The following is a 21,129-nucleotide window of genomic DNA, read 5'->3' on the forward strand; positions in this document are numbered from 1 at the left end:
CAATCGCCATCGCGGAGCAAGCCCGCTCCTACCAGTAGCCCTGCGGTGTTTCAGGCACGAATCAGGTGATCGAACGCCGCCAGCGAAGCCTTGGCGCCCTCACCCACGGCAATCACGATCTGCTTGTACGGCACGGTGGTCACATCACCGGCAGCAAACACACCCGGCAGGTTGGTCTGGCCACGGGAGTCGACAATGATCTCACCACGTGGCGACAGCTCTACCGTGCCCTTGAGCCAGTCAGTGTTGGGCAACAGGCCGATCTGTACAAAGATCCCTTCCAGTGCGATGTCATGCAGCTCATCGCTGTTGCGGTCCTTGTAGCGCAGGCCGCTGACCTTCTGGCCATCACCCAGCACTTCGGTGGTCAGCGCGCTGGTGATCACCTTGACGTTCGGCAAGCTGTGCAGCTTGCGTTGCAACACCGCGTCGGCACGCAGTTGGCTGTCAAACTCGATCAGTGTTACCTGGGCCACGATACCGGCCAGATCAATTGCCGCTTCTACACCCGAGTTGCCGCCACCAATCACCGCCACGCGCTTGCCCTTGAACAGCGGGCCGTCGCAGTGCGGGCAGTACGCCACGCCACGGCTGCGGTACTCTTTTTCACCCGGTACGTTCATTTCCCGCCAGCGCGCGCCAGTGGCGAGGATGACGGTTTTGGCCTTGAGTGAAGCACCACTGGCCAGGCGTACTTCATGCAGCCCGCCATCGCTGGCCGGGATCAGCGCTTCACCGCGCTGCAAGTTCATGATGTCGACGTCGTACTGCTTGACGTGCTCTTCCAGGGCCATGGCCAGTTTCGGGCCTTCGGTTTCCTGAACCGAGATGAAGTTCTCGATGGCCATGGTGTCGAGCACCTGCCCACCAAAACGCTCCGCAGCCACACCGGTACGGATGCCTTTACGCGCCGCGTAAATGGCCGCTGCAGCACCGGCGGGGCCACCGCCAACCACCAATACGTCGAAGGCGTCTTTGGCGTTGATTTTTTCCGCCTGGCGCTCAGCGCTGCTGGTGTCCAGCTTGGCGACGATTTCTTCCAGGCCCATGCGGCCCTGGCCAAACACTTCGCCATTGAGGTACACGCTGGGTACCGCCATGACTTTGCGCGATTCGACTTCTTCCTGGAACAGCGCGCCGTCGATGGCAACATGACGAATGTTCGGGTTAAGCACCGCCATCAGGTTCAGTGCCTGAACCACGTCCGGGCAGTTCTGGCACGACAGCGAGAAGTAGGTTTCAAAGTTGAATTCACCTTGCAGCGCGCCGATCTGCTCGATCAGTTCGGCGCTGGCCTTGGACGGATGGCCGCCGACCTGCAGCAGTGCCAGCACCAGCGAGGTGAACTCATGGCCCATGGGGATGCCGGCAAAGCGCAGGCTGATGTCGGCCCCAGGGCGGTTGAGCGAGAACGAAGGACGCCGGGCGTCGTTACCGTCCTCACGCAAGGAAATCAGGGTGGACAGGCTGGCGATTTCAACCAGCAGGTCGCGTAATTCGCGGGACTTCGCGCCGTCATCGAGGGAAGCGACGATCTCGATCGGCTGAGTGACCCGTTCCAGGTAGGTTTTCAACTGAGTTTTAAGCGTGGCGTCCAACATACGGGCGATTCCTTTTTCAAACGGTAGAAATAACAACGCCCGGGCGAAAGCGCCCGGGCGTTTTGCGGGGCGGTGACAACATCAGGTGCGGTGCAGCACCGCCCTCGGCTGGCTCACGGTCTTAGATCTTGCCGACCAGGTCCAGCGATGGCGCCAGAGTGGCTTCGCCTTCTTTCCACTTGGCTGGGCACACTTCGCCTGGGTGAGCAGCGACGTACTGGGCAGCCTTGATCTTGCGCAGCAGCTCGCTGGCGTCACGGCCAACACCGCCGTCGTTCAGTTCAACGATCTTGATCTGACCTTCCGGGTTGATCACGAAGGTGCCACGGTCAGCGATACCGGCTTCTTCGATCAGTACGTCGAAGTTGCGCGAGATGACGTGAGTCGGGTCACCGATCAGTGGGTACTGGATCTTGCCGATGGTGTCCGAGGTGTCGTGCCAGGCTTTGTGGGTGAAGTGGGTGTCGGTGGACACGCCGTAGATTTCCACGCCCAGGTCTTTGAACTCAGCGTAGTTGTCGGCCAGGTCGCCCAGCTCGGTCGGGCAGACGAAGGTGAAGTCAGCCGGGTAGAAGAATACGACAGACCATTTGCCTTTGAGGTCGGCGTCGGAGACTTCGACAAACTTGCCCTGGTGGTAAGCAGTGGCTTTGAACGGTTTTACCTGGCTGTTGATGATAGGCATAAGTAACGCTCCTTCAGGGGGTTGAAAAACTTGATGGGAGAATCGTAGCTAATACATTCCCTCAATGCTCATTGGCAAAGCTCATGCTGCCGATTGGTTTTGGCTATAAGTGGCGGGTTAGATAGCTTGAACGCTCATAACAAGGATTCCACGGCATCACTGCCCTGCTGTTCACAGGTCGCCTGCAGTACGGTCGGGGCATTGCCTGACGGCTGGCCCGCAGGCAGCCGATAGTTCAGGGCACAGTGCTGCTGCATGCCGTCCCCCCAGCGCACCTGCAAACGCCCCTGCGTGTTGATCCCGCGCACATGCAATCGGCTGCCCTGCCCGACCAGCCCCAGCTCCTCGCCCGTTTCATCCAGCACCACCGCGCCGAAGGGCAACACGCTGCCATCGGCCTGGCGTGCGTCGATCAACGCGCTGCGCCCGCTGCGTGTGGGGTAGTAGAGCAAGGCCGCAGCACCGGCTCGCGGCACGACTTGCTGGCTGCTCAGTTGCAGTTCGATGTCTTGCGAGGTGCCTTTAGGGTCCAGCTCGACGGTATTGAGGCTGTACGGCAAAAGGTGCGGCAGCACCGCATAGCCCTTGCTATCCAGCTGCACCTGCGGCGCCTGCTTGAGTCGTGCGCGGGCAGCGCCCGGCGCATGCACGATGGCAAAGCTTTCGCCCAGCGACTGGGTCGCCGTCAGCCCTCCGGCATGTGCCACCAACGCCCCGCGAGCGCCCAGCGAGGCCTGTTGGTAGTCACGGTGCTGACTGAGTGTTCCACTGAGCTGTGCTCCCGCACCGCTGTACTGCGCTTGGGCGTCCACACCTGCGGTATCGCGCTGCGATTCATGCCGTGTGCTCAGCCCCAGGCCATACCCCCACTGGCCATGCTCACCGGCAGTGCTGCTGAAGCGGGTGTTGGTTGTGTTGTGTCCACTGCCGTTGCTGGTGAAGGTACTGGACAGTGAGCCACGCCGACGCTCACCCAACGGCAGACTCAAGGTCACGGCGATTTGATTGCGATGCCCTGCCGACGTCGATTGCTCGCGGGAGGCCGTGATGCCATAGCCCAGCGCGCCATAGCGGTTGAAGTAGCCAAGCGAATAGCTCAAATCACTACCCGGCCGCTGCCAGCGCTGCGTCCGCACGGCTTGCAGGCTCAAACGCCCCCCCTGCTCACCCAGGCCTTGGCTGACTGCAACGCGTGCGCTCAGGCGTGTCGGGTGCGGGTTCGGCGAGTGCTGCTCGCCCTCGTACCGAGCACGGGCAACGTCATTGAAGCCCTGGTACTCAGGACCACTGCTGGTCAGGCTGACGCTCAGGTCGGTGCGCGACGCCGCCAGCACTTGACGCCAGCTCAACCGCACGGCCTGGCCAGCGCTGCGCTCCTGCTCTGGCGAGTCGCTGTGCGATCCGAGTACAGTCAGGGCCACCGCCCCCAGGTGGCTGTTCAGCGTGCCCCCCAGCGCAGCCGATTGATACCCTGGAGCTGCGATCAATCCGGCATGTACGCTGAAGCGATTGCTCAGGCCCTGTTGCCAACTTCCCTGGGCATGCTCCAGGCCAGTGTTGCCCAGACCATCGCGCCAGCGCCCGAGGCTGAAGTCAAAACGCCGGGCGCCCGGGCGCAAGGCCAACGGCGCTGCCTGATACGGCACCGTGAACGTGCGTTGATTGCCATCAGCTTCCGTCAGGGTCACCTCCAGGTCATCACTGAAGCCGTTGGCATACAGGTCACTGATTTCGAACGGCCCGGGCTGCACGGTTGACTCATGCAAGAGCACGCCATTCTGGCGGATAGTCAGCAACGCCGTACTGTAGGCAACGCCACTGACAGTCGGGGCAAAACCGCGTTGCGATGCCGGTAACATGCGCTCGTCGCTGGCTAACCCGGCGCCGGTGTAGGCGATGCTGTCAAACACCTCACCGCGACTGTAAGCCTCGCCCAGTGTCAACTGCGCTTGCCATGGGGCGATATCACGCTGCACATAGCTGGCCAGTGCCTGGTAACGCTGCTCGATACCCTCGCCGGCTTGCAGGTAGCCTTCATGACGCCAGTACCAGGCCCCGGTGTTGAGGCCACTGCGCAAGCCCAGGAAGGATTGATTCCACTGCTGACCGTCAATGCGGCTGCGCTGACTGAACAGGTTCAAGCGATAGTCGACAAACGCTGCAGGCGTGCCGCTGTCCCATTGCTCCGGGGGCAAATAATCCAGGGGTAGCGACACCAAGGCCGTTTGAGCGACCTGTAGCGACAAGCGCAAGCGACCATAATCCAGGCGCTCACTGGCCTCTATTCCCAACGCCGACAATGGCAGGCAGCTGTCGGTCGGCTGCAACTGCTCGCGCACCGAAGCGCCAAGCTGTGCTTGATCAATGGTCAGCGCCTGCAGCAATGTGCCGCTGTAACAAGGACTGGCCTGCGGCTCATCGCCTTGTTGACGCAAGGCTACCGACCAGCGTCCCTTCCAGTGCTCATTGACCACAACATCCAGCACCTGCTCGCCTTCAGGTACGCTGTCGGCATGCTGGAAACGACTGACATCGACAGCCGCCGCCCCCTCCGTTTGCAGGAATCGGGGATCGAACGCAACCGGTGCTGCATGCAGTCGATTGCTTGCCAGTGCGCTTGCCAGGCACAGCAAGGCCCCGGCCGTACGCCATGCAGGCGCGGCAGAACATTTCATCATCACTGTCGCCTCCACCGCGCTCAGTGCCGGTGGACGACCTCGGCGGACTGTTGGTGGAGCAACACCGCACCGTAGTCATTGACACTGCTGAAGTGCACGCGGGCGCTAGACGCTGCGGCCAATTCCAGCCCCTCTAAAGCAAACAGCTGGGTCGACATTGGCGCGAGGTGGCTGCTTTGGGCTTCGTGCATGCCCGCTGCCGTCTGGATCGCCAGCGCAGCGAGGTTGACGTGATAGCGGCTGGGATTGTGCGCTTCGAGCATCCATGCCTGATGCTGCTTGAGCAGACGCCAGGTCAACGCCTGCGGCGCTTGTTCTGCGGTTCCAGCAAGGCCTTGGGGGCGATACAGCAGCTTGATCCGCGAACGCACCGCAACCTGCAGGGCATTGCCTTGCCCCTTTGGCGGGATTTCCAGCACATTGAGCCAATACAGGCCTTCGCGGTCCTGGGGAAAGTCGTGCTCGGTTTGAAACAAGCGCAGTGTTTGCCCATTGCCCGGATCCAGGCGAAACAACGACGGCGTGAGGCTGAACGGCACCTGCAATTGCTCGATCGGGACCTCTGCCTGGCCCTCATCGATCCAGGCTTGCACCAACGACGGATGCTGCCCTTTGTGGTTCAAGCTGACCGTCACTTCTGCGGCATTCGCGGGATAGATCACCCGGGTTGTGGCAATCACAACACTGGCATTGGCCGCGCTACTGGACAGACAGGCAGCCAGAAGCCACCCGCGCCAGAACGGCAGGCAGATTGTTTTCATAGGAGGTCCTGGGTCGGCAAACAATAGAGGTTGGCAGCCCGGCAAGGGCTGCCAACAACTTCATGGGTACATCAGGGTGTACTGCACGCGGGTGTTCACCAGGCCTGGCGTTGTGCCGCCCAGTGAGTAGTATTCCGCCGAGTAAGCGAGCACTGCCTGACCGTTGATGATGTCAACGATCTGGGAGTTCTGGTTGCCTTGGGCAGCCGACAGGTTCATCGGCGCATTGGTGTTGTTGCGCAGCTGAACTTCAACGTTCTCGCTACCACCGGTATCCACAATCAGGCGCCCCTGCGGGCTGATGGTAGGACCAGATTCAAAGTAGGTAGAAACGCGGGTCAAGCCAGGCGAGCAGTTGGCCAGACGCAGATCGAAGCGCGTGTTGCCTGCGACCTGGCCTGGAGTGATCAACAGACTGGCCGGCACCGTCGGCAAGCTCACGGCCACATCGTTGTTGCCGCCATTGACTTCGCAAGTGCCCGCCTCAACGCTGCCGCTGAAGCTCATTTGACCGCTGGCCTGTGCCATCCCAGTGCTCAGGAGAAGACAGCAACTCAGCGCAAGAAGCGTTTTATTTGTAGGTTTCATCGTGACATTCTGCTTGGAAGTGAGTGGGGCAATCAGTATCTGAAATGTCCGACTCGGAGAATGTCAGCCGCAGGTCACGGCGATGGCCGCTTAAGTAACGGCTCAGGTAGGAAACGTTGGCCACCCTGCGTAGCTCCTACGCAGGGTGGGTGACTCAACGTGAAACTGGCGTGCGCAGGGTCACGAACTCTTCGGCTGCGGTCGGATGCACACCGATGGTTTCATCGAACTGCTGCTTGGTAGCCCCGGCCTTCAGCGCGATACCCAGGCCCTGGATAATCTCGCCCGCGTCCGGGCCGACCATATGGCAACCCAACACACGGTCGGTGTCGGCATCGACCACCAGCTTCATCAAGGTCTTTTCCTGAACATCGGTGAGGGTCAGCTTCATCGGCCGGAAACGGCTTTCAAAAATCTGCACCTTGTAGCCTTGCTCAAGCGCTTGTTCTTCGGTCAGGCCAACAGTGCCGATAGGCGGCTGGCTGAACACCGCGGTGGGGATATTCTGGTAGTCCACTGGGCGATATTGCTCGGGTTTGAACAGACGCCGCACCACCGCCATGCCCTCAGCAAGTGCCACGGGTGTCAGTTGCACCCGGCCAATCACGTCACCGATGGCCAGGATCGACGGTTCAGTGGTCTGGTACTGCTCGTCGACGCGAATGAAACCACGTGGGTCCAGCTCTACCCCCGTATTTTCCAGGCCCAGGTTATCGAGCATCGGCCGCCGGCCGGTGGCATAGAATACGCAGTCGGCAACCAGCTCACGACCGTCTTTGAGGGTCGCCTTGAGGCTGTCGTCGTCCTGACGCTCGATGCGCTGGATATCGCTGTTGAACTGCAAGTCCAAACCGCGTTTTTCCAGTTCTTCCTTAAGGTGGTTACGCACACCACCATCGAAACCGCGCAAGAACAGATCACCGCGATACAACAGCGAGGTTTTCGCCCCAAGGCCCTGGAAGATGCCAGCAAATTCCACGGCAATGTAACCACCACCCACCACCAAGACACGCTTGGGCAGGTCTTTGAGGTAAAAGGCTTCGTTGGAACTGATCGCCAGTTCCTTGCCAGGAATATCCGGGATCTGTGGCCAGCCGCCGGTGGCAATCAGAATGTGCTCGGCGCTGTAACGCTGGCCGTCGACTTCCACTTCGTGGGCGCCGGTCAGCTTGGCGTGGCCTTCAAGCAAGGTCACGCCGCTGTTGATCAATAGATTGCGGTAGATGCCATTAAGGCGCTCGATTTCGCGGTTCTTGTTGGCAATCAGCTGGCCCCAGTCGAACTGAGCGTCTTCCAGCGACCAGCCAAACCCTACGGCCTGCTCGAAGTCATCGGCAAAATGCGCGCCGTAGACCAGCAGTTTCTTCGGCACACAGCCGACGTTGACACAGGTCCCGCCCAGGTAACGGCTTTCAGCAACCGCCACCTTTGCACCGAACCCTGCGGCAAAACGCGCAGCGCGCACACCACCGGACCCGGCACCAATCACAAACAAATCAAAATCGTAGGGCATCTCGATGCTCTCAAGCCGCAAGTATCAAGCTACAGGCTACTAGAAAAAGCCCTGTGCGTTCCACTTGCGGCTTGCAGCATGGCGCTGGAAGACTTAGTACGCCTTACCGGTTTTGTAGAAGTTCTCGAAGCAGAAGTTGGTTGCCTCGATGTAGCCTTCAGCGCCACCGCAGTCGAAACGCTTGCCCTTGAACTTGTAGGCAATCACGCAGCCATCCTGGGCCTGCTTCATCAGGGCGTCGGTGATCTGGATTTCACCCCCTTTGCCTGGCTCGGTTTGTTCGATCAGACTGAAAATGTCCGGGGTCATGATGTAGCGACCGATGATCGCCAGGTTCGACGGGGCATCTTCCGGTTTTGGCTTCTCGACCATGTTGCGCACACGGTACAGGTCGTCGCCGATCAGGTCGCCGGCGATCACGCCATACTTGCTGGTTTCCTGCGGGTCGACTTCCATGATTGCAACGATGGTGCAGCGGTACTGTTTGTACAGCTTGACCATTTGCTTGAGCACGCCGTCACCGTCGAGGTTGACGCACAGGTCGTCGGCCAGCACCACGGCGAACGGCTCATCGCCGATCAGTGGACGACCGGTGAGGATCGCATGGCCCAGGCCTTTCATTTCGGTCTGACGAGTGTAAGAGAACGAGCACTCATCGAGCAGACGACGGATGCCGACCAGGTATTTTTCCTTGTCGGTGCCCTTGATCTGGTTTTCCAGCTCGTAGCTGATGTCGAAGTGATCTTCCAGCGCGCGCTTACCACGGCCGGTAACAATGGAAATCTCGTTCAACCCAGCTTCCAGCGCTTCTTCAACGCCATACTGGATCAGTGGCTTGTTTACCACTGGCAGCATTTCCTTGGGCATAGCTTTGGTAGCAGGCAGGAAGCGAGTGCCGTAACCGGCTGCCGGGAACAAGCATTTCTTGATCATATACGTCCTTAACAAGGGCTTTGCGTACGAAATTCGGCGCAGTCTAATCAGGCAGCGGCCACCTTACAATGCCCCCACCGACTGGCCGATGCCATCATAGAGAAATCCTAGTGTAGATAGTTCCCGCCGATCGTAAATATCGCCCCGTGATTTCATTGTGCTATTTCTTGTGAAATCACGGGGACGCCAGCAAAAACAGGCGTTACAACACTCCTTTACCGATCAGTACACCGTCTACCGTCTGTCCGTACAGGTTGACCCCGTCATTGGCATGGAACTTCAACCGGGTTTTCTCGATTGAGCCCTCGACCAGGCGCGGATCCTGCGGCCGTTCGTGGCGGTTGATGAAGGCCGCGACATCCCAGGCCTCTTGATCGCTCAGCGATCCAGGCTTGCCCAGCGGCATGTTGTACTTGATGAACGAGGCCGCCGTGTTGATCCGGTGCATGCCCGCGCCCCAGTTGTACGAGTCTTTACCCCACAGCGGTGGCATCACATAGTCCTGAGCGACTTTCTGCCCCTGACCTTCTGCCCCGTGGCAGATCGCACACTGCTGCTGATACACCTGCTCGCCGCGTTTGAAGTCATAGCCCTGGGCCGGCTGCGCGACCTCGGGATAGCCCCGGCCCGGCGTCTCGACGCCGATCGGCGCCTTGCTCGCCAGCCAGTAGGCATACACCGAGAGCGCAGTCATTTCCGGGCTGTCGGCCGCTGGCGGAGTACCGTTCATGCTGAACTGGAAGCAGCCCTGTATGCGCTCGGCGAAGGTGTTGACCTTGTCGTTTTTCTTACGGTAAGCCGGGTACATCGGGTACGCGCCCCACAGCGGCGCCGAGTGGCCCAGGCGCCCCTGGTCCAGGTGGCAGTTGCTGCAATTGAGGCCATTACCCACCTTGTCAGGCATCAGGCGCTTGGTGTCGACGAACAGGGCATGCCCCTGACGGACCATCTTGCCAAAGGCGTTGTCGGGCAACTCACTTTCTGCGGGCGGGGTAAACGCCGGAGCGCTGCCCGCCGCGGGGACTTTGAGTTGCGACTGGTCTTCCATGGCGATCGGCGCGGCGTGCGCAGTCCCCAGGGCCAACGCCAGGGCAGCGAACATCAATGCTTTCATGGTTTCACCTCCTGGCTGGCGGCGCTGGCAAAGTAATCGGCCACGGCCTTGATTTCCTCATCGTTCATGGCCTTGGCCACCCCCACCATCAACTGGTTCGGGTCGTTGCTGCGACTGCCATCGCGCCAGGCATTGAGCTGCGCCACCAGATAGGCTGCGGGCTGATGAGCCAGCGGCGGGAAATGCTCGCCAACCCCCACACCACCCGGGCCATGACATTGCACACAGCCCGGAATTTTGCGGTTCCAGTCACCGTACAAGGCCAGTTTCTGCGTGGCGTCGCTTGCCATCTGCTGCCTACGAGTGTCGGCTACCGCGTCGCTGGGCATCGCTGCCAGGGTGGTGGTCACCGCCTGGATTTCCTCATCACTGAGGGCCTTGGCCAGCGGTTCCATGATCGGATTCTTGCGACTGCCGTTACGAAAATCGTGCAGTTGCTTGCTCAGGTACGCCGCCGGCAAGCCGGCCAGGCGCGGAAAGCCCGCAGCCGCCATGCCTTTGCCATCCACACCATGACAGCCCAGGCAGGCCATCGCCGCAGGATTCTGGCCGCCTTGGCTGAAGACTTTCTGGCCGTCTGTGGCGTGGGCCGCGGAGACGGAAAACAGCAGCAGGCTACTTATCAGGATTCGATCCAGTGGGATCATCACGGACTCCATTCTTTTGTTATAAGCTTAGGCTTATTTTTCATAAGCCTATGAATAGTAGGCCTATCTGGCGCCCGCAACAACGTTGATGCTGATGTTCAAATGGCTAATGGCCAGCTGAATCGATTCGTGAGCACCGCCACCACCGCTCATCAGGCAAATGCGCTTATTCAGGCCCCGCTGTCGAAACACCCCCGCTGCGGACGACCATCCATACATCCCCCCACCGGAGCGTCACCATGGACAACTACCGCAACCCGCAAGTGGTTTCCCGCAGCGAATGGCTCAGCGCGCGCCGACAGTTGCTCTTGCATGAGAAAGCCCTGACCCATCAACGCGATGAGCTCAGCCGGGCGCGCCGCGCATTGCCGTGGGTACGCATCGAGCAGCCCTACCGCTTCGAAGGCCCTCAGGGGCAATTGAGCCTGGCCGATCTGTTTGGCGCACACAGTCAACTGCTGATCTACCACTTCATGTTCGACGAGGGCTGGAGTGAAGGCTGCGGCGGCTGTTCGTTCCTCGCCGACCACTTCGACGGTGCCAACCTGCACCTGGCCCACCACGACGTTTCACTGGTGGCCGTATCGCGGGCGCCGTTTGCCCAGTTTCAGGGCTTCAAACAACGTATGGGCTGGCGCTTCCCGTGGGTGTCGTCGCACGGCAGCACCTTCAATCGGGAGTTCGGCGTCAGTGTCAGCGACGACGGCAACAGCCAGTACAACTACGAACCCTACTCGGGCAATGAAACCGAGTTGCCCGGCTTGAGCGTGTTCTATCGCGATACCGACGGCACCCTGTTCCACACATACTCAAGCTATGCCCGTGGTTTGGACATTCTGGTCGGCGCCTATAACTTCCTCGACCTGATGCCCAAGGGACGCAATGAAGAAGGCACGATGGACTGGGTGCGTCATCACGACCGCTACGAGGGGGCCAGCGCCGACCAGCCCCACTGCTGCCACGAGTGAACCGGGCTCAGAAATACTTGAGCCAGGCAACATCCCGGCGCCGCTGTTTCAAGGCCGCGAACCAGCGCGTCGGGTAATACAAGACCAAGGCCAGCACCAGACTGCACAGCCACACACCGCTGACCTGATCGAAACCGAAATAAGCGCCCTGATTCAGCCCCCACAGCGCGACGGCGATCAGGTACAGCGCCTTGAGCACGTACAGGTGCAGCAAGTAGAAGAACATCGGCGCTGCCCCGAACAACGCCAGCAGTGGCACCCAGACGCGGCGCTGGTAGCGTTCCAGCAGTGCCAGCAGCAATAGACACAGGCCAAGGGTGGGCAGCAGGAACATCAGCGACGGCGGGTATTTGCGGGCGCTGAGAAAGCTCATGGTCGTGCGCAGGGCGTCACCTGTAGCCACCCACGGCAACTCGCCATACACGTTCAGATAGCGCACGCCAACGAACGCCAGTAACAGGCCACCCCCCCAACGCATGAGTAGCCTTGACCGGCGCACCGTCGGCACGCCCTGGGCAAACCACGGCCCCGCGCTCCAGCCCAATAGAATGACGCCAATCCACGGCAATACCGGGTAGGTGGTACGCGCGCGGATGCCGCCACCCAGCTCGATGAAATCACGCTGATGCAGGATCGCCCACGGTGTAAACCATGGGGAGTCAGCGCTGAGTACCCAGGGATCCAGCAGGTTATGGCCAGCGACGATCAACGCGCCGAAGCCCAGCAGCAGGCCACGCGGCAGATGCAGGGCCGCCGCCAGCACGATCATGCAGATCCCGATGCACCAGATCACCTGCAGCCACAGGGTTGGCGGCAACAGCGTACCGTTCCAGGCCAGGTTGACCAGGGTCAGTTCCAACAACACCAAAAACAGGCCGCGTTTGAGCAGAAACAGCGAGGTGTCGCGCCGAGTGTGCTTCTGGCTGTACAGCCAGGCAGAAAGCCCGGTCAGAAAGATGAACACCGGCGCGCACAAGGCACTGAGCAAGCGGGTAAAAAACAGCTCGGGCGGCACACTCGTGGCATCCATCGGGTCACCGACCTGACGGTGCAAGTAAAAGGTTTCGCGCACATGGTCGAGCAACATGAACAGCATCACCAGGCCTCGTAGGGCATCGATCGATTGCAAGCGGGAGGATGGAGGGGACATGAACGGCTCACGGCAAATGATAACGATATAATGTAACACCTCATCATCACCGAGCTGTATCCCGGCAAAGCTTTGCCCTACAGTAATGCGCGCACGTTCTCGCGCTTCTGTACAAGGTTTGCCTTGATGATCATCCAGCCGCAAAAACCCTCCATCCGCGTCCTGTTGTTCTCGCTCAAGGGCTCGATCATTCCAGTGATATGGCGCAAAGTGCTGTACACCGTACTGATCAGCTCCGCCGTGGTTGCTACTCACGGCACCCTGTTCGAATACAAGGTCATCCTCACCGCCACGCCCTTTACCCTCTGGGGCCTGACCCTGGCGATCTTCCTCGGCTTTCGCAACACCGTGGCCTACCAGCGTTTCTGGGAAGCGCGCACGTTGTGGGGCGAGTTGCTGATCGTCAGCCGCAACCTCACCCGCCAGACCCTGAGCCTGTTGCCCAACCTTGAGGCGGTCCAGCGCCGCGGCCTGTTCGATACACTGATTGCCTTTGCCTATGTGCTGCGCGATCAGTTGCGTGGAACGCCGCCGAGTGCCGACCTGCAGCGTCTGCTCGATGGCCCGACCCGCACCCTGATCGCCAGCAGCGGTGCGCCGGCCAGCCGCCTGCTGGGAATCCTCGGCCAGCGCTTGATGGCCCAGGCGCGCGAAGCCGGGGGTGGTGAAGTGCTGCAGGCCAACCTTGATCAGCAACTGAGCCGGATGTCTTACGTACTGGGCGGGTGTGAACGGATCAAGAACACCCCGATCCCCTACCCCTACATCCTGATGCTGCACCGCATCGTCCACGTCTACTGCTTCTTGCTGCCGTTCTGCCTGGTCGACAGCATTGGCTGGTTCACCCCGTTTGCCGTCTGTGTGCTGGCTTACACCTTCTTTGGCCTGGATGCCCTGGGCGACCAGATCGCCGACCCGTTCGACACTCAGCCCAACGACCTGGCCCTGGACGCCATGTGCCGCAACCTGGAAATTGCAGTACGCGAACTCGCGGGCGAAACCGCGCCAGCGCCCCTGCAACCGGTCAAGGGCGTTCTGCTCTGAGCGCCAACGCGTCATCGCGCGCAGCGTAACGCTGCGCCAACACCGCACAGACCATCAGTTGAATCTGATGGAAGATCATCAACGGCAGAATCATCGCGCCGATGCCGCCACCGACAAACAGCACCTGCGCCATCGGCACGCCGGTGGCCATGCTCTTTTTCGAGCCGGCAAACAGAATGGTGATGCGGTCTTCCAGGTTGAACCCCAGCCAACGCCCCAACGCACCGGTGCACCACAGCACCAATGCCAGCAACAAGCAACACACCAGCACCAGCCCGGCCAGGCGCGACGGCGCCACCGAATGCCACAAACCGCTGACCACCGCGTCGCTGAATGCGGTGTAGACCACCAGCAGAATCGAGCCCTGATCAACCACCTTGAGCCAACGCGCGTTACGCGCCACCCAGTTGCCGATCCAGCGGCGCGCCAACTGCCCGGCAACAAACGGCAGCAACAATTGCAGAACAATCTTCATGACCGCCTCAAGGCTGGAGCCGGTATCACCCTCCACGCCCATCAACAGCACCACCAGTACCGGCGTCAGCACAATACCCAGCAGGCTCGACGCCGCAGCACTGCAGATCGCCGCGGGCACGTTGCCACGGGCGAGCGAAGTGAAGGCAATGGCTGATTGCACCGTCGCTGGCAACGCGCATAGATACAGCACACCCAGGTACAGCTCGTCCCCCACCAGCGGCAACACCAGTGGCTTGAGCGCCATGCCCAGCAACGGAAACATCACGAAGGTACAGGCGAACACCAGCAGGTGCAGGCGCCAATGCCCGGCCCCGGCGGCCACCGCTTCGCGCGACAGTTTGGCCCCGTGCAGAAAGAACAGCAGGCCGATGGCCAGGTTGGTCAACCCGCCAAACAGCACTGCTGCACTGCCCTCACAGGGCAACAGCGTGGCCACAAGGATGACCCCGAACAGGGCCAGGGTGAAATTGTCGAACAGCATCCGCAGGTACTTCATGGTCAATCCTGACATGTTATGGTGGCGCGCCAGACGATAAGGTCTTTGTCCCTTGCTCACTAACGCCGGTACCCCGCCAGTGTCGCCAAACGGACAAACCAGCGCGCCCGAGCCGCACCTGCTCGAACAGCTGAGCGAACTGCCACGCCCGGTCTACGGCCAACTGCAGAGCCTGCCCAACATCGTCCTTGATTACCGGCACGCGCATCCCTGGGGGCAGTTGTCGTATGCCATCGATGGCGTGCTGCAGGTGCACACCGACCACGGCTTTTACCTGGTGCCGCCCCAACGCGCAGTGTGGGTGCCGGCGCAGGTCCCGCACCGCGTCAGCTGCCCCGGCGAAACCTGCCTGCGCAGCCTGTACCTGCAACATGCCCCGGCCAACTGGTCGAACACTGAGTGCCGGGTCATCGCCATCAACCCGCTGCTACGTGAGCTGATCCGCACCTTCAGCGAACTCCCGGTGCACTACGACCTGCAAGGTGCCGACGGTCGTCTGGTGCAGGTGCTGCTCGATCAGTTGGCAATGGCCACCGAACAACCCTTGATGCTGCCGCTGCCGCAGGACAGCCGACTGCGTGATCTGTGTAGTCACCTGCAGGCCCAACCTGATGCCAGCACCAGCCTGGGCGAATGGGCGCTACACACTGGGGTATCGGAACGCACCCTGAGCCGCCTGTTTCAGCGCGAAACCGGTTTGAGCTTCCGGCTCTGGCGTCAGCGCATGCGCTTGCTCAACGCGCTACCGGCACTGGAGCGTGGTGAGCGGGTCACCGACGTTGCCCTGGCCTGTGGCTACGATTCGCTGTCGGCCTTCATTGCCGCCTTCGGCAAGCAGTTCGGCGCGCCACCGGGGGCGTTCTTTCGTGCGCGCGAGCGCATTGTTTCGTAATCCGTGTCGTTTCTAAATTCGACGCCCGGCCTGCTATCCTCGCCCCACCTGACCTGCTGCCTGCCAGAAAAAGGAGTTTCCATGGCAACACTGACCGTACGCGACGAATCTGTTTCGGGCGAAACCTATGACGCCTTCACCCTGCAGTTTCCCAGCGCCAGCATCACGGTGCGCCAGTTGATCCGCGAGCGGGTCCACCAGGAAGTCCTCCTGCATGAGCAAGGTCGGGGCAGCTCCCCGCGGCAACCGCTGGTAGTACCCACCCGCCCGCAGGCCATTGAGCAAAAAGCGGTGGACTGGCGCCAACAGGCCGAGATTGCCTGCCAGGCGTTCGAACGCAACGGCTTTGTTGTGTTGCTGGATGAGCATCAGGCCGAGCAGCTCGATGAGGTATTGAGCATTCGCCACGACAGCGTCGCCAGCTTCATCAAATTGACCCCGCTGGTAGGAGGCTGAGGCATGGCGCTGGAACAACTGCAGGCGTTGATCAACGACATCCCGCAAACCGAGCTCGGCGCCGTCGAATACATCGGCCCGGACGGCTATCCGCTGCTGAGCAGCAGTGAGCTGCGCGCCGAACACCAATTGATCAGCACACTGCTACCGCAGTTGCAAAGCCTTGACCCTCAACCGCAAACGCTGGCCCGGTCGCTGGCCGCACTGCCCGCCATTCGGGCAGTGGCCGAGCAACAGCAACAGCAACGGGTACGGCTGGTGCTGGCACTGATCGAACGGATGGTGGCCTACGACAGTGGCTTGAGCCGCGCCAGCCTCAAGTATGAGTTCGCCCGTAGTTTCGACGAAGGGGTCATGCCGACGCTGGTCAGCCTGTTGCTGCAAACCGAGGGTGTGCTTGAGCAGGTGGCCGTGCCGGTATTGCGGTGGATCACCAGCTACCGCTTCGGCTATTACCACGTGTTACCGACACTCGGCGTGGTCAACTGGGCCATTGCCCGGCAACCGCTGGCACTGCCTGAAGGGTTGCTTGCGCTCCTGCGGCTGTTGCGCAGCCAGTGCTCAGACGCCGACCTGTACTGCGGTTCATTAAAGCACGGCAGTTTCGGCGAGCACTTGATCGGCCTGCTCGACCCACTGTTGGGCGACGGCACCTGGCAACTGTTGGTGCCCTGCGAATACTGGGCCCAGTTGGCAATCAACGACATCGACGCAATGCCCGCCGCGCACAGCAAACACTGGCTGGCCCTGCTCCGCCAGGCCAGTACCGCGAGCGCAACGCGGCCTTCGGCGAAATGGCTGAAACACGCCCGGCTTGTGCTCGACAATATCGGTGAAGTGCCACTGCGGGCCGCGCTGCTGCGCTGGTTCGCAGAGGTCGATCGCGGGCGAGCAGGCTCACTACTGTTCGACCGCTGGAACAGTGTCGATGATCGCGCCCGCATGAGTGAAGGCAATGCCATCATCCTGCGTGGCCTGTTGTGGATGACCCCGCTGCTGGCCGACAGCGAGCTGATTCGCGCACTCACCCGGGTAACCCTGAGCGCTTACCGCAAAGTCCGCGGCATCGGTGCCCGGGCGCCGAAAGTCGGCAACGCGGCGGTGTATGCCTTGTCATCGATTGCCACGACCGAAGCGGTGGGGCAACTGGCCCTGCTCAAGGCCCGGGTAAAGCTTTCCAGCGCCCAGAAAGAGCTGGAAAAAGCCTTCAGCACGGCCGCCGAAGCGCTCGCACTTCCACGCGACCAGATCGAAGAACTCAGCGTACCCAGCTACGGCCTTGAGCAGGTTGGCCTGCGCCGCGAAACCTTGGCCGACGGCGCGTACCTAGCCGAGCTGCGTGTAGAGGGCAAAACGGTGTCCTTGAACTGGTTTGACGCCGACGGCACGCCACGGAAGTCGCTGCCGGCCCAAGTCAAGGCCGACTGCAATGAAACCCTCAAGGAGCTGCAAGCGGCGGCCAAAGACATCAGTGTCATGTTGACCGCCCAGGCGGCACGCCTCGATACCCTGTTCCTGCTGGAAAAACACTGGCCACTGGAGCAATGGCAGCAACGCTACCTCGACCATCCGCTGGTCGGCACCCTGGCTCGGCGCTTGATCTGGAGTATCCGGGAAGGCGAGCAATCGCTTGCGGTCATGTTCATCGACGGCGGCCTGCACACCGTCGATGGTCACCGCGTGAATTTTTCCAGCACGGCTGAAGTCAGCCTCTGGCATCCCATCGGCCGCACAACGGAAGAAATCCTTGCCTGGCGTGAGCGCATCGAATCCTTGCAGATCACCCAGCCGTTCAAGCAAGCACACCGTGAGGTGTACCTGCTGACCGAGGCCGAGCGCCAAACCGCCACCTATTCCAACCGTTTCGCCGCGCACATCCTGCGTCAGCACCAGTTCCATACCCTGGCCATTGGCCGTGGCTGGCGCAACACATTGCGCCTGATGGTCGATGCCGACTACCCACCGGCGACCCGCGAGTTACCCAGCTACGGCCTGCGTGCCGAGTTCTGGATCGATGGCGTAGGCGATAATTATGGAGTCGATTCCAATGACACCGGTACCTTCCTGCACTTGAGCAGCGACCAACTGCGCTTCTACGCCAGTGATGCCGAAGAGGACGCAGCGCTGCCGCTTGAGCAGGTTCCGGCGCTGGTGCTCAGTGAAGTGATGCGTGATGTCGATCTGTTTGTTGGCGTGGCGTCGCTGGCCAACGACCCACAGTGGATCGACAGCGGGCCTGAGGGCCGCTTGCGGGATTACTGGCAAGCGCATTCGTTTCCTGAACTGGGGGCCAGTGCCCAGATCCGTAAGCAGTTACTGGAAAAACTGCTGCCACGCATGAGCCGCCTGAAGAACAAATGGGCCTTGCATGGGCGCTTTCTGGAAGTCACCGGTAAGCTGCGCACTTACAAGATTCACCTGGGCTCTGCCAACATTCTGATGCAACCGAATGACCAGTACCTGTGCATCGTCCCTGACGCCAAGGCACGTACCCAAGCCACACCCGAGTACCTACCGTTCGAAGGTGATGCGCTGTTGTCGATCATTCTGTCCAAGGCGCTGCTGCTGATTGACGACGACAAAATCAGTGACCCGAGCATCACCGATCAACTTGCGCTGCAGTGACCCGGTGACCACCCCGTGAACGCCCTTCAACTGATATGGAACCTGACCCGATGATGCGCTTCAGAACCCGGATCAGACCGGGGCTACTGGCGGCTGTAACACTTGCCTGCATCAGCACTCAAAGCCTCGCCAGCCCCCTGCCCGACGACCGTCTGGCGTCCACCGTGAATGCACACGTCCGGCCGTTGATGGCGCAACAGAACATTCCCGGCATGGCGGTTGCCGTCAGTGTGAATGGCCAACGCCATTATTTTAACTACGGGCTGGCCTCAAAGCAGACCGGCCAGGCCGTCAGCGATGACACCCTGTTCGAGATCGGCTCGGTGAGCAAAACCTTCACCGCAACCCTTGTCGCCCTTGCCCAGGCTAATGGCGCGCTGGCGTTGAGCGATCCGGCCAGCAAACACTGGCCCGCGCTCAAAGGCACCGCCTTCGATGGCATCACCCTGCTCAACCTTGGCACTTACAGCGCAGGGGGCTTGCCTTTGCAGTTTCCTGACGCTGTCACCGATGAGGCGAGCCTGCTGGCCTACTACCGTCAGTGGAAGCCCGACTACGCCCCCGGCACCCAGCGTTTGTACTCCAACCCAAGCCTGGGTTTGTTCGGATACCTCGCAGCCAGGAGCCAGAACACCCCGTTTAGCGAGTTGATGCAGCAGCAACTGCTGCCGCAACTGGGCCTTCAGCACACCTTCGTGCAGGTACCTGCGGCACAGCTGAACCATTACGCCCAAGGCTACGACAAGGATGACAAACCTGTGCGGGTCAGCCCGGGGCCACTGGATGCAGAGGCCTACGGGGTGAAAACCACCGCTGCCGATTTGCTCCACTACCTTGAGGTGAACATGCAGCCGGGCAGCCTCAGCGAGCCGTTGCAGCGAGCCATCGACACCACCCAGCGTGGCTATTACCGCGTTGGTGAAATGACCCAGGGGCTGGGTTGGGAACAGTACCGCTACCCTGCTTCGCTGGATCAGTTGCTGGCGGGGAATTCCACGTCGATGACCCTCGATCCTCATCGGGTGACGTGGTTCAAGCCTGCGCAGCCGCGGCAAGCCGATAGGTTGCTGAACAAGACCGGATCAACCGGTGGCTTTGGCGCTTACGTGTTGTTCGTGCCGTCCAAAGGCATCGGTATCGTGCTGCTGGCCAACAAGAATTATCCGAATGCCGAACGGGTGAAAGTGGCTCATGCGATTCTCACTGAGCTGGAGCGGTAGGAGCGGGCTTGCCCCGCGATGCGATGTGACTGAATGATCGCCATCGCGGGGCAAGCTGAACTGGTCAAGTAATCCTGGACACCCGTTAAGGTTTACGCCGCCAGCTTCTCTGCCTCGACCGGCGACCGGTATCCGTTGTAGCTGTGAGGCCTAGTGGTGTTGTAGCGGGTGATAAAGCGCTGCACATCCATTCGGGCCTCATGCTCCGAGTCGTAGCCATCTTCGGGTACCCACTCAGATTTCAGGCTTCCAAAAAACCGCTCCATCGGGGCGTTGTCCCAGCACTCGCCTTTACGGCTCATGCTCTGCCGGTGCCCATGCTCGCGCAGCTCATTTCTGAACTTGTGGCTGGTGTACTGACAGCCTTGGTCAGAGTGAAATAGCACACCCTTGGGGCGTCCGCGCAGCTCGGTTGCCATGCGTAAGGCCGCGCAGGTCAGTTCAGCATCCGAGATCATCGAGAACGACCAGCCGACAATCCGCCGTGCAAACAAGTCCAAGACAGCCGCGAAGTACAGCCAGCGCTTACCAGCCTTGATGTACGTTACATCTCCGCACCAGACCTCATTTGTCGCCCGCACATCGAATTGCCGTTTGAGCTCGTGCGGTGCGGTCAGGGCTTCAACGCCTGAAGATTTGTATTTGTGGCGTCTGCGTTGACGGCTGCTGATCCCAGCTTCTTGCATCAGGCGGCGCGCCTTGAAGCGGCCGACTGGGTGTCCACTGGCTTGCAGCATCTTGGCCAAGGTGCGCGAACCTGCCGCCCCTCTCGACTCACGATGATGTCTGATCAACTGGGCCTTGAGTTTTTCCCGTCCGGGGTAACGCCGGTCCTTACGCTGGCGCCAGCAGTAGAAACTGCTGCGGCTGACCCCAAGCACCCGACAACACTCATTAACGCCGTATTGCTCACCCAGCTCATCGATCAACGCGAGTGATCTTTGGCGTCCAAAAGCAGGAGAGCGCTGGCCTTTTTTAGGATTTCGATATCCCGGTCTTTCTGCTTGAGCAGGGCTTTGAGCCGTTGGATTTCCTGCTGGTCTGCCGTTATTGCCTTGGCACCCACAGGGGTTAAGCCTTGACGCTCCTGGCGCAGTTGATCGACCCAACGACGCAACGCTGTAGGGCCAATGCCTAAACTGGCACAGACCTGTGGAACTGATTGGCCTTCGTCCAGCACCATGCTGGCCGCCTGTAGCTTGAAGTCACTCGAGTAAGAATTACGCATATCCAAACACCTCAGGTTTGGGCGCCATCATAGCGCCCGATTGAGGTGTCCAG

General features: G+C 60.7%; 19 protein-coding genes. 6 read left to right on the plus strand and 13 right to left on the minus strand.

The features are described from left to right. Window positions 1-50: 50 nt before the first annotated feature. The 9 genes from ahpF to ACP6KB_RS15230 form a co-directional block, all read right to left on the minus strand. A complete protein-coding gene (ahpF, locus tag ACP6KB_RS15190; protein ID WP_442107821.1) occupies window positions 51-1,601 on the minus strand; it encodes an alkyl hydroperoxide reductase subunit F in 1,551 nt (516 codons plus the stop codon). Between the two features lie 121 nt (window positions 1,602-1,722). Then, entirely contained in the window at window positions 1,723-2,286 is a 564-nt protein-coding gene (gene ahpC / locus ACP6KB_RS15195) for an alkyl hydroperoxide reductase subunit C (RefSeq protein ID WP_128325693.1), read from the minus strand. Between the two features lie 134 nt (window positions 2,287-2,420). Then, complete coding sequence (locus ACP6KB_RS15200; protein ID WP_442107824.1) at window positions 2,421-4,964, minus strand: fimbria/pilus outer membrane usher protein; 2,544 nt, start codon at window positions 4,962-4,964, stop codon at window positions 2,421-2,423. Window positions 4,965-4,984: 20 nt separating this feature from the next. Continuing rightward, window positions 4,985-5,725 carry a fimbrial biogenesis chaperone gene (locus tag ACP6KB_RS15205; RefSeq protein WP_442107826.1) on the minus strand — a complete coding sequence of 247 codons (741 nt, stop codon included), beginning with the start codon at window positions 5,723-5,725 and terminating at the stop codon, window positions 4,985-4,987. Window positions 5,726-5,785: 60 nt separating this feature from the next. Then, the gene (locus tag ACP6KB_RS15210) at window positions 5,786-6,253 is read right to left on the minus strand and encodes a fimbrial protein (protein WP_442107828.1); all 468 of its coding nucleotides are present in this window, start codon (window positions 6,251-6,253) and stop codon (window positions 5,786-5,788) included. A gap of 214 nt (window positions 6,254-6,467) precedes the next feature. Further along, window positions 6,468-7,826: a glutathione-disulfide reductase gene (gene gorA / locus ACP6KB_RS15215; RefSeq protein ID WP_442107830.1), complete on the minus strand. Its 1,359-nt coding sequence runs from the start codon at window positions 7,824-7,826 to the stop codon at window positions 6,468-6,470. A 93-nt stretch (window positions 7,827-7,919) separates the two neighbouring features. Further along, the gene (gene galU / locus ACP6KB_RS15220) at window positions 7,920-8,759 is read right to left on the minus strand and encodes a UTP--glucose-1-phosphate uridylyltransferase GalU (protein ID WP_442107832.1); all 840 of its coding nucleotides are present in this window, start codon (window positions 8,757-8,759) and stop codon (window positions 7,920-7,922) included. A 202-nt stretch (window positions 8,760-8,961) separates the two neighbouring features. Then, on the minus strand, window positions 8,962-9,873 hold the full coding sequence (locus ACP6KB_RS15225) for a c-type cytochrome (RefSeq protein WP_442107834.1): 912 nt from the start codon (window positions 9,871-9,873) through the stop codon (window positions 8,962-8,964). Next, window positions 9,870-10,520 (minus strand): c-type cytochrome, encoded by a 651-nt coding sequence (locus tag ACP6KB_RS15230; RefSeq protein ID WP_442107836.1) that lies wholly within the window; start codon window positions 10,518-10,520, stop codon window positions 9,870-9,872. Before ACP6KB_RS15230 ends, ACP6KB_RS15225 begins: the two co-directional genes overlap by 4 nt. Before the next feature lie 239 nt (window positions 10,521-10,759). Here ACP6KB_RS15230 and ACP6KB_RS15235 point away from each other — a divergent pair, with 239 nt between their 5' ends. Further along, window positions 10,760-11,488, plus strand: coding sequence for a DUF899 domain-containing protein (locus tag ACP6KB_RS15235; protein ID WP_442107838.1), 729 nt, complete (start codon window positions 10,760-10,762; stop codon window positions 11,486-11,488). A 7-nt stretch (window positions 11,489-11,495) separates the two neighbouring features. On the opposite strand, the gene ACP6KB_RS15240 is transcribed toward ACP6KB_RS15235, so the two are convergent. Next, a complete protein-coding gene (locus tag ACP6KB_RS15240) occupies window positions 11,496-12,638 on the minus strand; it encodes a DUF1624 domain-containing protein (protein WP_442107840.1) in 1,143 nt (380 codons plus the stop codon). Between the two features lie 126 nt (window positions 12,639-12,764). On the opposite strand from ACP6KB_RS15240, the gene ACP6KB_RS15245 reads away from it, so the two are divergent. Further along, window positions 12,765-13,682, plus strand: a complete 918-nt coding sequence (locus ACP6KB_RS15245; RefSeq protein WP_442107842.1) for a bestrophin family protein — start codon at window positions 12,765-12,767, stop codon at window positions 13,680-13,682. On the opposite strand, the gene ACP6KB_RS15250 is transcribed toward ACP6KB_RS15245, so the two are convergent. Continuing rightward, on the minus strand, window positions 13,663-14,655 hold the full coding sequence (locus ACP6KB_RS15250; RefSeq protein WP_442107844.1) for a bile acid:sodium symporter family protein: 993 nt from the start codon (window positions 14,653-14,655) through the stop codon (window positions 13,663-13,665). The two genes, ACP6KB_RS15245 and ACP6KB_RS15250, sit on opposite strands and share 20 nt — an antisense overlap. 79 nt (window positions 14,656-14,734) lie before the next feature. Between ACP6KB_RS15250 and ACP6KB_RS15255 the strand changes: the two genes are divergently transcribed. The 4 genes from ACP6KB_RS15255 (at window position 14,735) to ampC (ending at window position 19,848) form a co-directional block, all read left to right on the plus strand. After that, window positions 14,735-15,547, plus strand: coding sequence for an AraC family transcriptional regulator (locus ACP6KB_RS15255; protein ID WP_442114315.1), 813 nt, complete (start codon window positions 14,735-14,737; stop codon window positions 15,545-15,547). An 81-nt stretch (window positions 15,548-15,628) separates the two neighbouring features. Then, complete coding sequence (locus tag ACP6KB_RS15260) at window positions 15,629-16,003, plus strand: hypothetical protein (protein WP_442107846.1); 375 nt, start codon at window positions 15,629-15,631, stop codon at window positions 16,001-16,003. A 3-nt stretch (window positions 16,004-16,006) separates the two neighbouring features. Beyond that, a complete protein-coding gene (locus tag ACP6KB_RS15265; protein WP_442107848.1) occupies window positions 16,007-18,628 on the plus strand; it encodes a DUF4132 domain-containing protein in 2,622 nt (873 codons plus the stop codon). 53 nt (window positions 18,629-18,681) lie between these two features. Next, a complete protein-coding gene (gene ampC, locus ACP6KB_RS15270; protein ID WP_442114316.1) occupies window positions 18,682-19,848 on the plus strand; it encodes a class C beta-lactamase in 1,167 nt (388 codons plus the stop codon). Between the two features lie 92 nt (window positions 19,849-19,940). Here the strand turns inward: ampC and ACP6KB_RS15275 are convergent, their stop codons facing one another. Together ACP6KB_RS15275 and ACP6KB_RS15280 are read right to left on the minus strand one after the other, a co-directional pair. After that, window positions 19,941-20,777 (minus strand): IS3 family transposase, encoded by an 837-nt coding sequence (locus tag ACP6KB_RS15275; RefSeq protein WP_442107850.1) that lies wholly within the window; start codon window positions 20,775-20,777, stop codon window positions 19,941-19,943. Further along, window positions 20,774-21,076: a transposase gene (locus ACP6KB_RS15280; RefSeq protein ID WP_442107852.1), complete on the minus strand. Its 303-nt coding sequence runs from the start codon at window positions 21,074-21,076 to the stop codon at window positions 20,774-20,776. Before ACP6KB_RS15280 ends, ACP6KB_RS15275 begins: the two co-directional genes overlap by 4 nt. Between the last annotated feature and the right edge of the window lie 53 nt (window positions 21,077-21,129).

Source organism: Pseudomonas sp. NUPR-001 (assembly GCF_052147955.1).
GTDB lineage: Bacteria > Pseudomonadota > Gammaproteobacteria > Pseudomonadales > Pseudomonadaceae > Aquipseudomonas.

What these genes read in the sequence shown, in the direction of transcription:
- ahpF (WP_442107821.1), bottom strand. Translation starts at nt 1,601, where the DNA reads ATGTTGGACGCCACGCTTAAAACTCAGTTGAAAACCTACCTGGAACGG.
- ahpC (WP_128325693.1), bottom strand. Translation starts at nt 2,286, where the DNA reads ATGCCTATCATCAACAGCCAGGTAAAACCGTTCAAAGCCACTGCTTAC.
- ACP6KB_RS15200 (WP_442107824.1), bottom strand. Translation starts at nt 4,964, where the DNA reads ATGATGAAATGTTCTGCCGCGCCTGCATGGCGTACGGCCGGGGCCTTG.
- ACP6KB_RS15205 (WP_442107826.1), bottom strand. Translation starts at nt 5,725, where the DNA reads ATGAAAACAATCTGCCTGCCGTTCTGGCGCGGGTGGCTTCTGGCTGCC.
- ACP6KB_RS15210 (WP_442107828.1), bottom strand. Translation starts at nt 6,253, where the DNA reads ATGGCACAGGCCAGCGGTCAAATGAGCTTCAGCGGCAGCGTTGAGGCG.
- gorA (WP_442107830.1), bottom strand. Translation starts at nt 7,826, where the DNA reads ATGCCCTACGATTTTGATTTGTTTGTGATTGGTGCCGGGTCCGGTGGT.
- galU (WP_442107832.1), bottom strand. Translation starts at nt 8,759, where the DNA reads ATGATCAAGAAATGCTTGTTCCCGGCAGCCGGTTACGGCACTCGCTTC.
- ACP6KB_RS15225 (WP_442107834.1), bottom strand. Translation starts at nt 9,873, where the DNA reads ATGAAAGCATTGATGTTCGCTGCCCTGGCGTTGGCCCTGGGGACTGCG.
- ACP6KB_RS15230 (WP_442107836.1), bottom strand. Translation starts at nt 10,520, where the DNA reads ATGATCCCACTGGATCGAATCCTGATAAGTAGCCTGCTGCTGTTTTCC.
- ACP6KB_RS15235 (WP_442107838.1), top strand. Translation starts at nt 10,760, where the DNA reads ATGGACAACTACCGCAACCCGCAAGTGGTTTCCCGCAGCGAATGGCTC.
- ACP6KB_RS15240 (WP_442107840.1), bottom strand. Translation starts at nt 12,638, where the DNA reads ATGTCCCCTCCATCCTCCCGCTTGCAATCGATCGATGCCCTACGAGGC.
- ACP6KB_RS15245 (WP_442107842.1), top strand. Translation starts at nt 12,765, where the DNA reads ATGATCATCCAGCCGCAAAAACCCTCCATCCGCGTCCTGTTGTTCTCG.
- ACP6KB_RS15250 (WP_442107844.1), bottom strand. Translation starts at nt 14,655, where the DNA reads ATGAAGTACCTGCGGATGCTGTTCGACAATTTCACCCTGGCCCTGTTC.
- ACP6KB_RS15260 (WP_442107846.1), top strand. Translation starts at nt 15,629, where the DNA reads ATGGCAACACTGACCGTACGCGACGAATCTGTTTCGGGCGAAACCTAT.
- ACP6KB_RS15265 (WP_442107848.1), top strand. Translation starts at nt 16,007, where the DNA reads ATGGCGCTGGAACAACTGCAGGCGTTGATCAACGACATCCCGCAAACC.
- ampC (WP_442114316.1), top strand. Translation starts at nt 18,682, where the DNA reads ATGCGCTTCAGAACCCGGATCAGACCGGGGCTACTGGCGGCTGTAACA.
- ACP6KB_RS15280 (WP_442107852.1), bottom strand. Translation starts at nt 21,076, where the DNA reads ATGCGTAATTCTTACTCGAGTGACTTCAAGCTACAGGCGGCCAGCATG.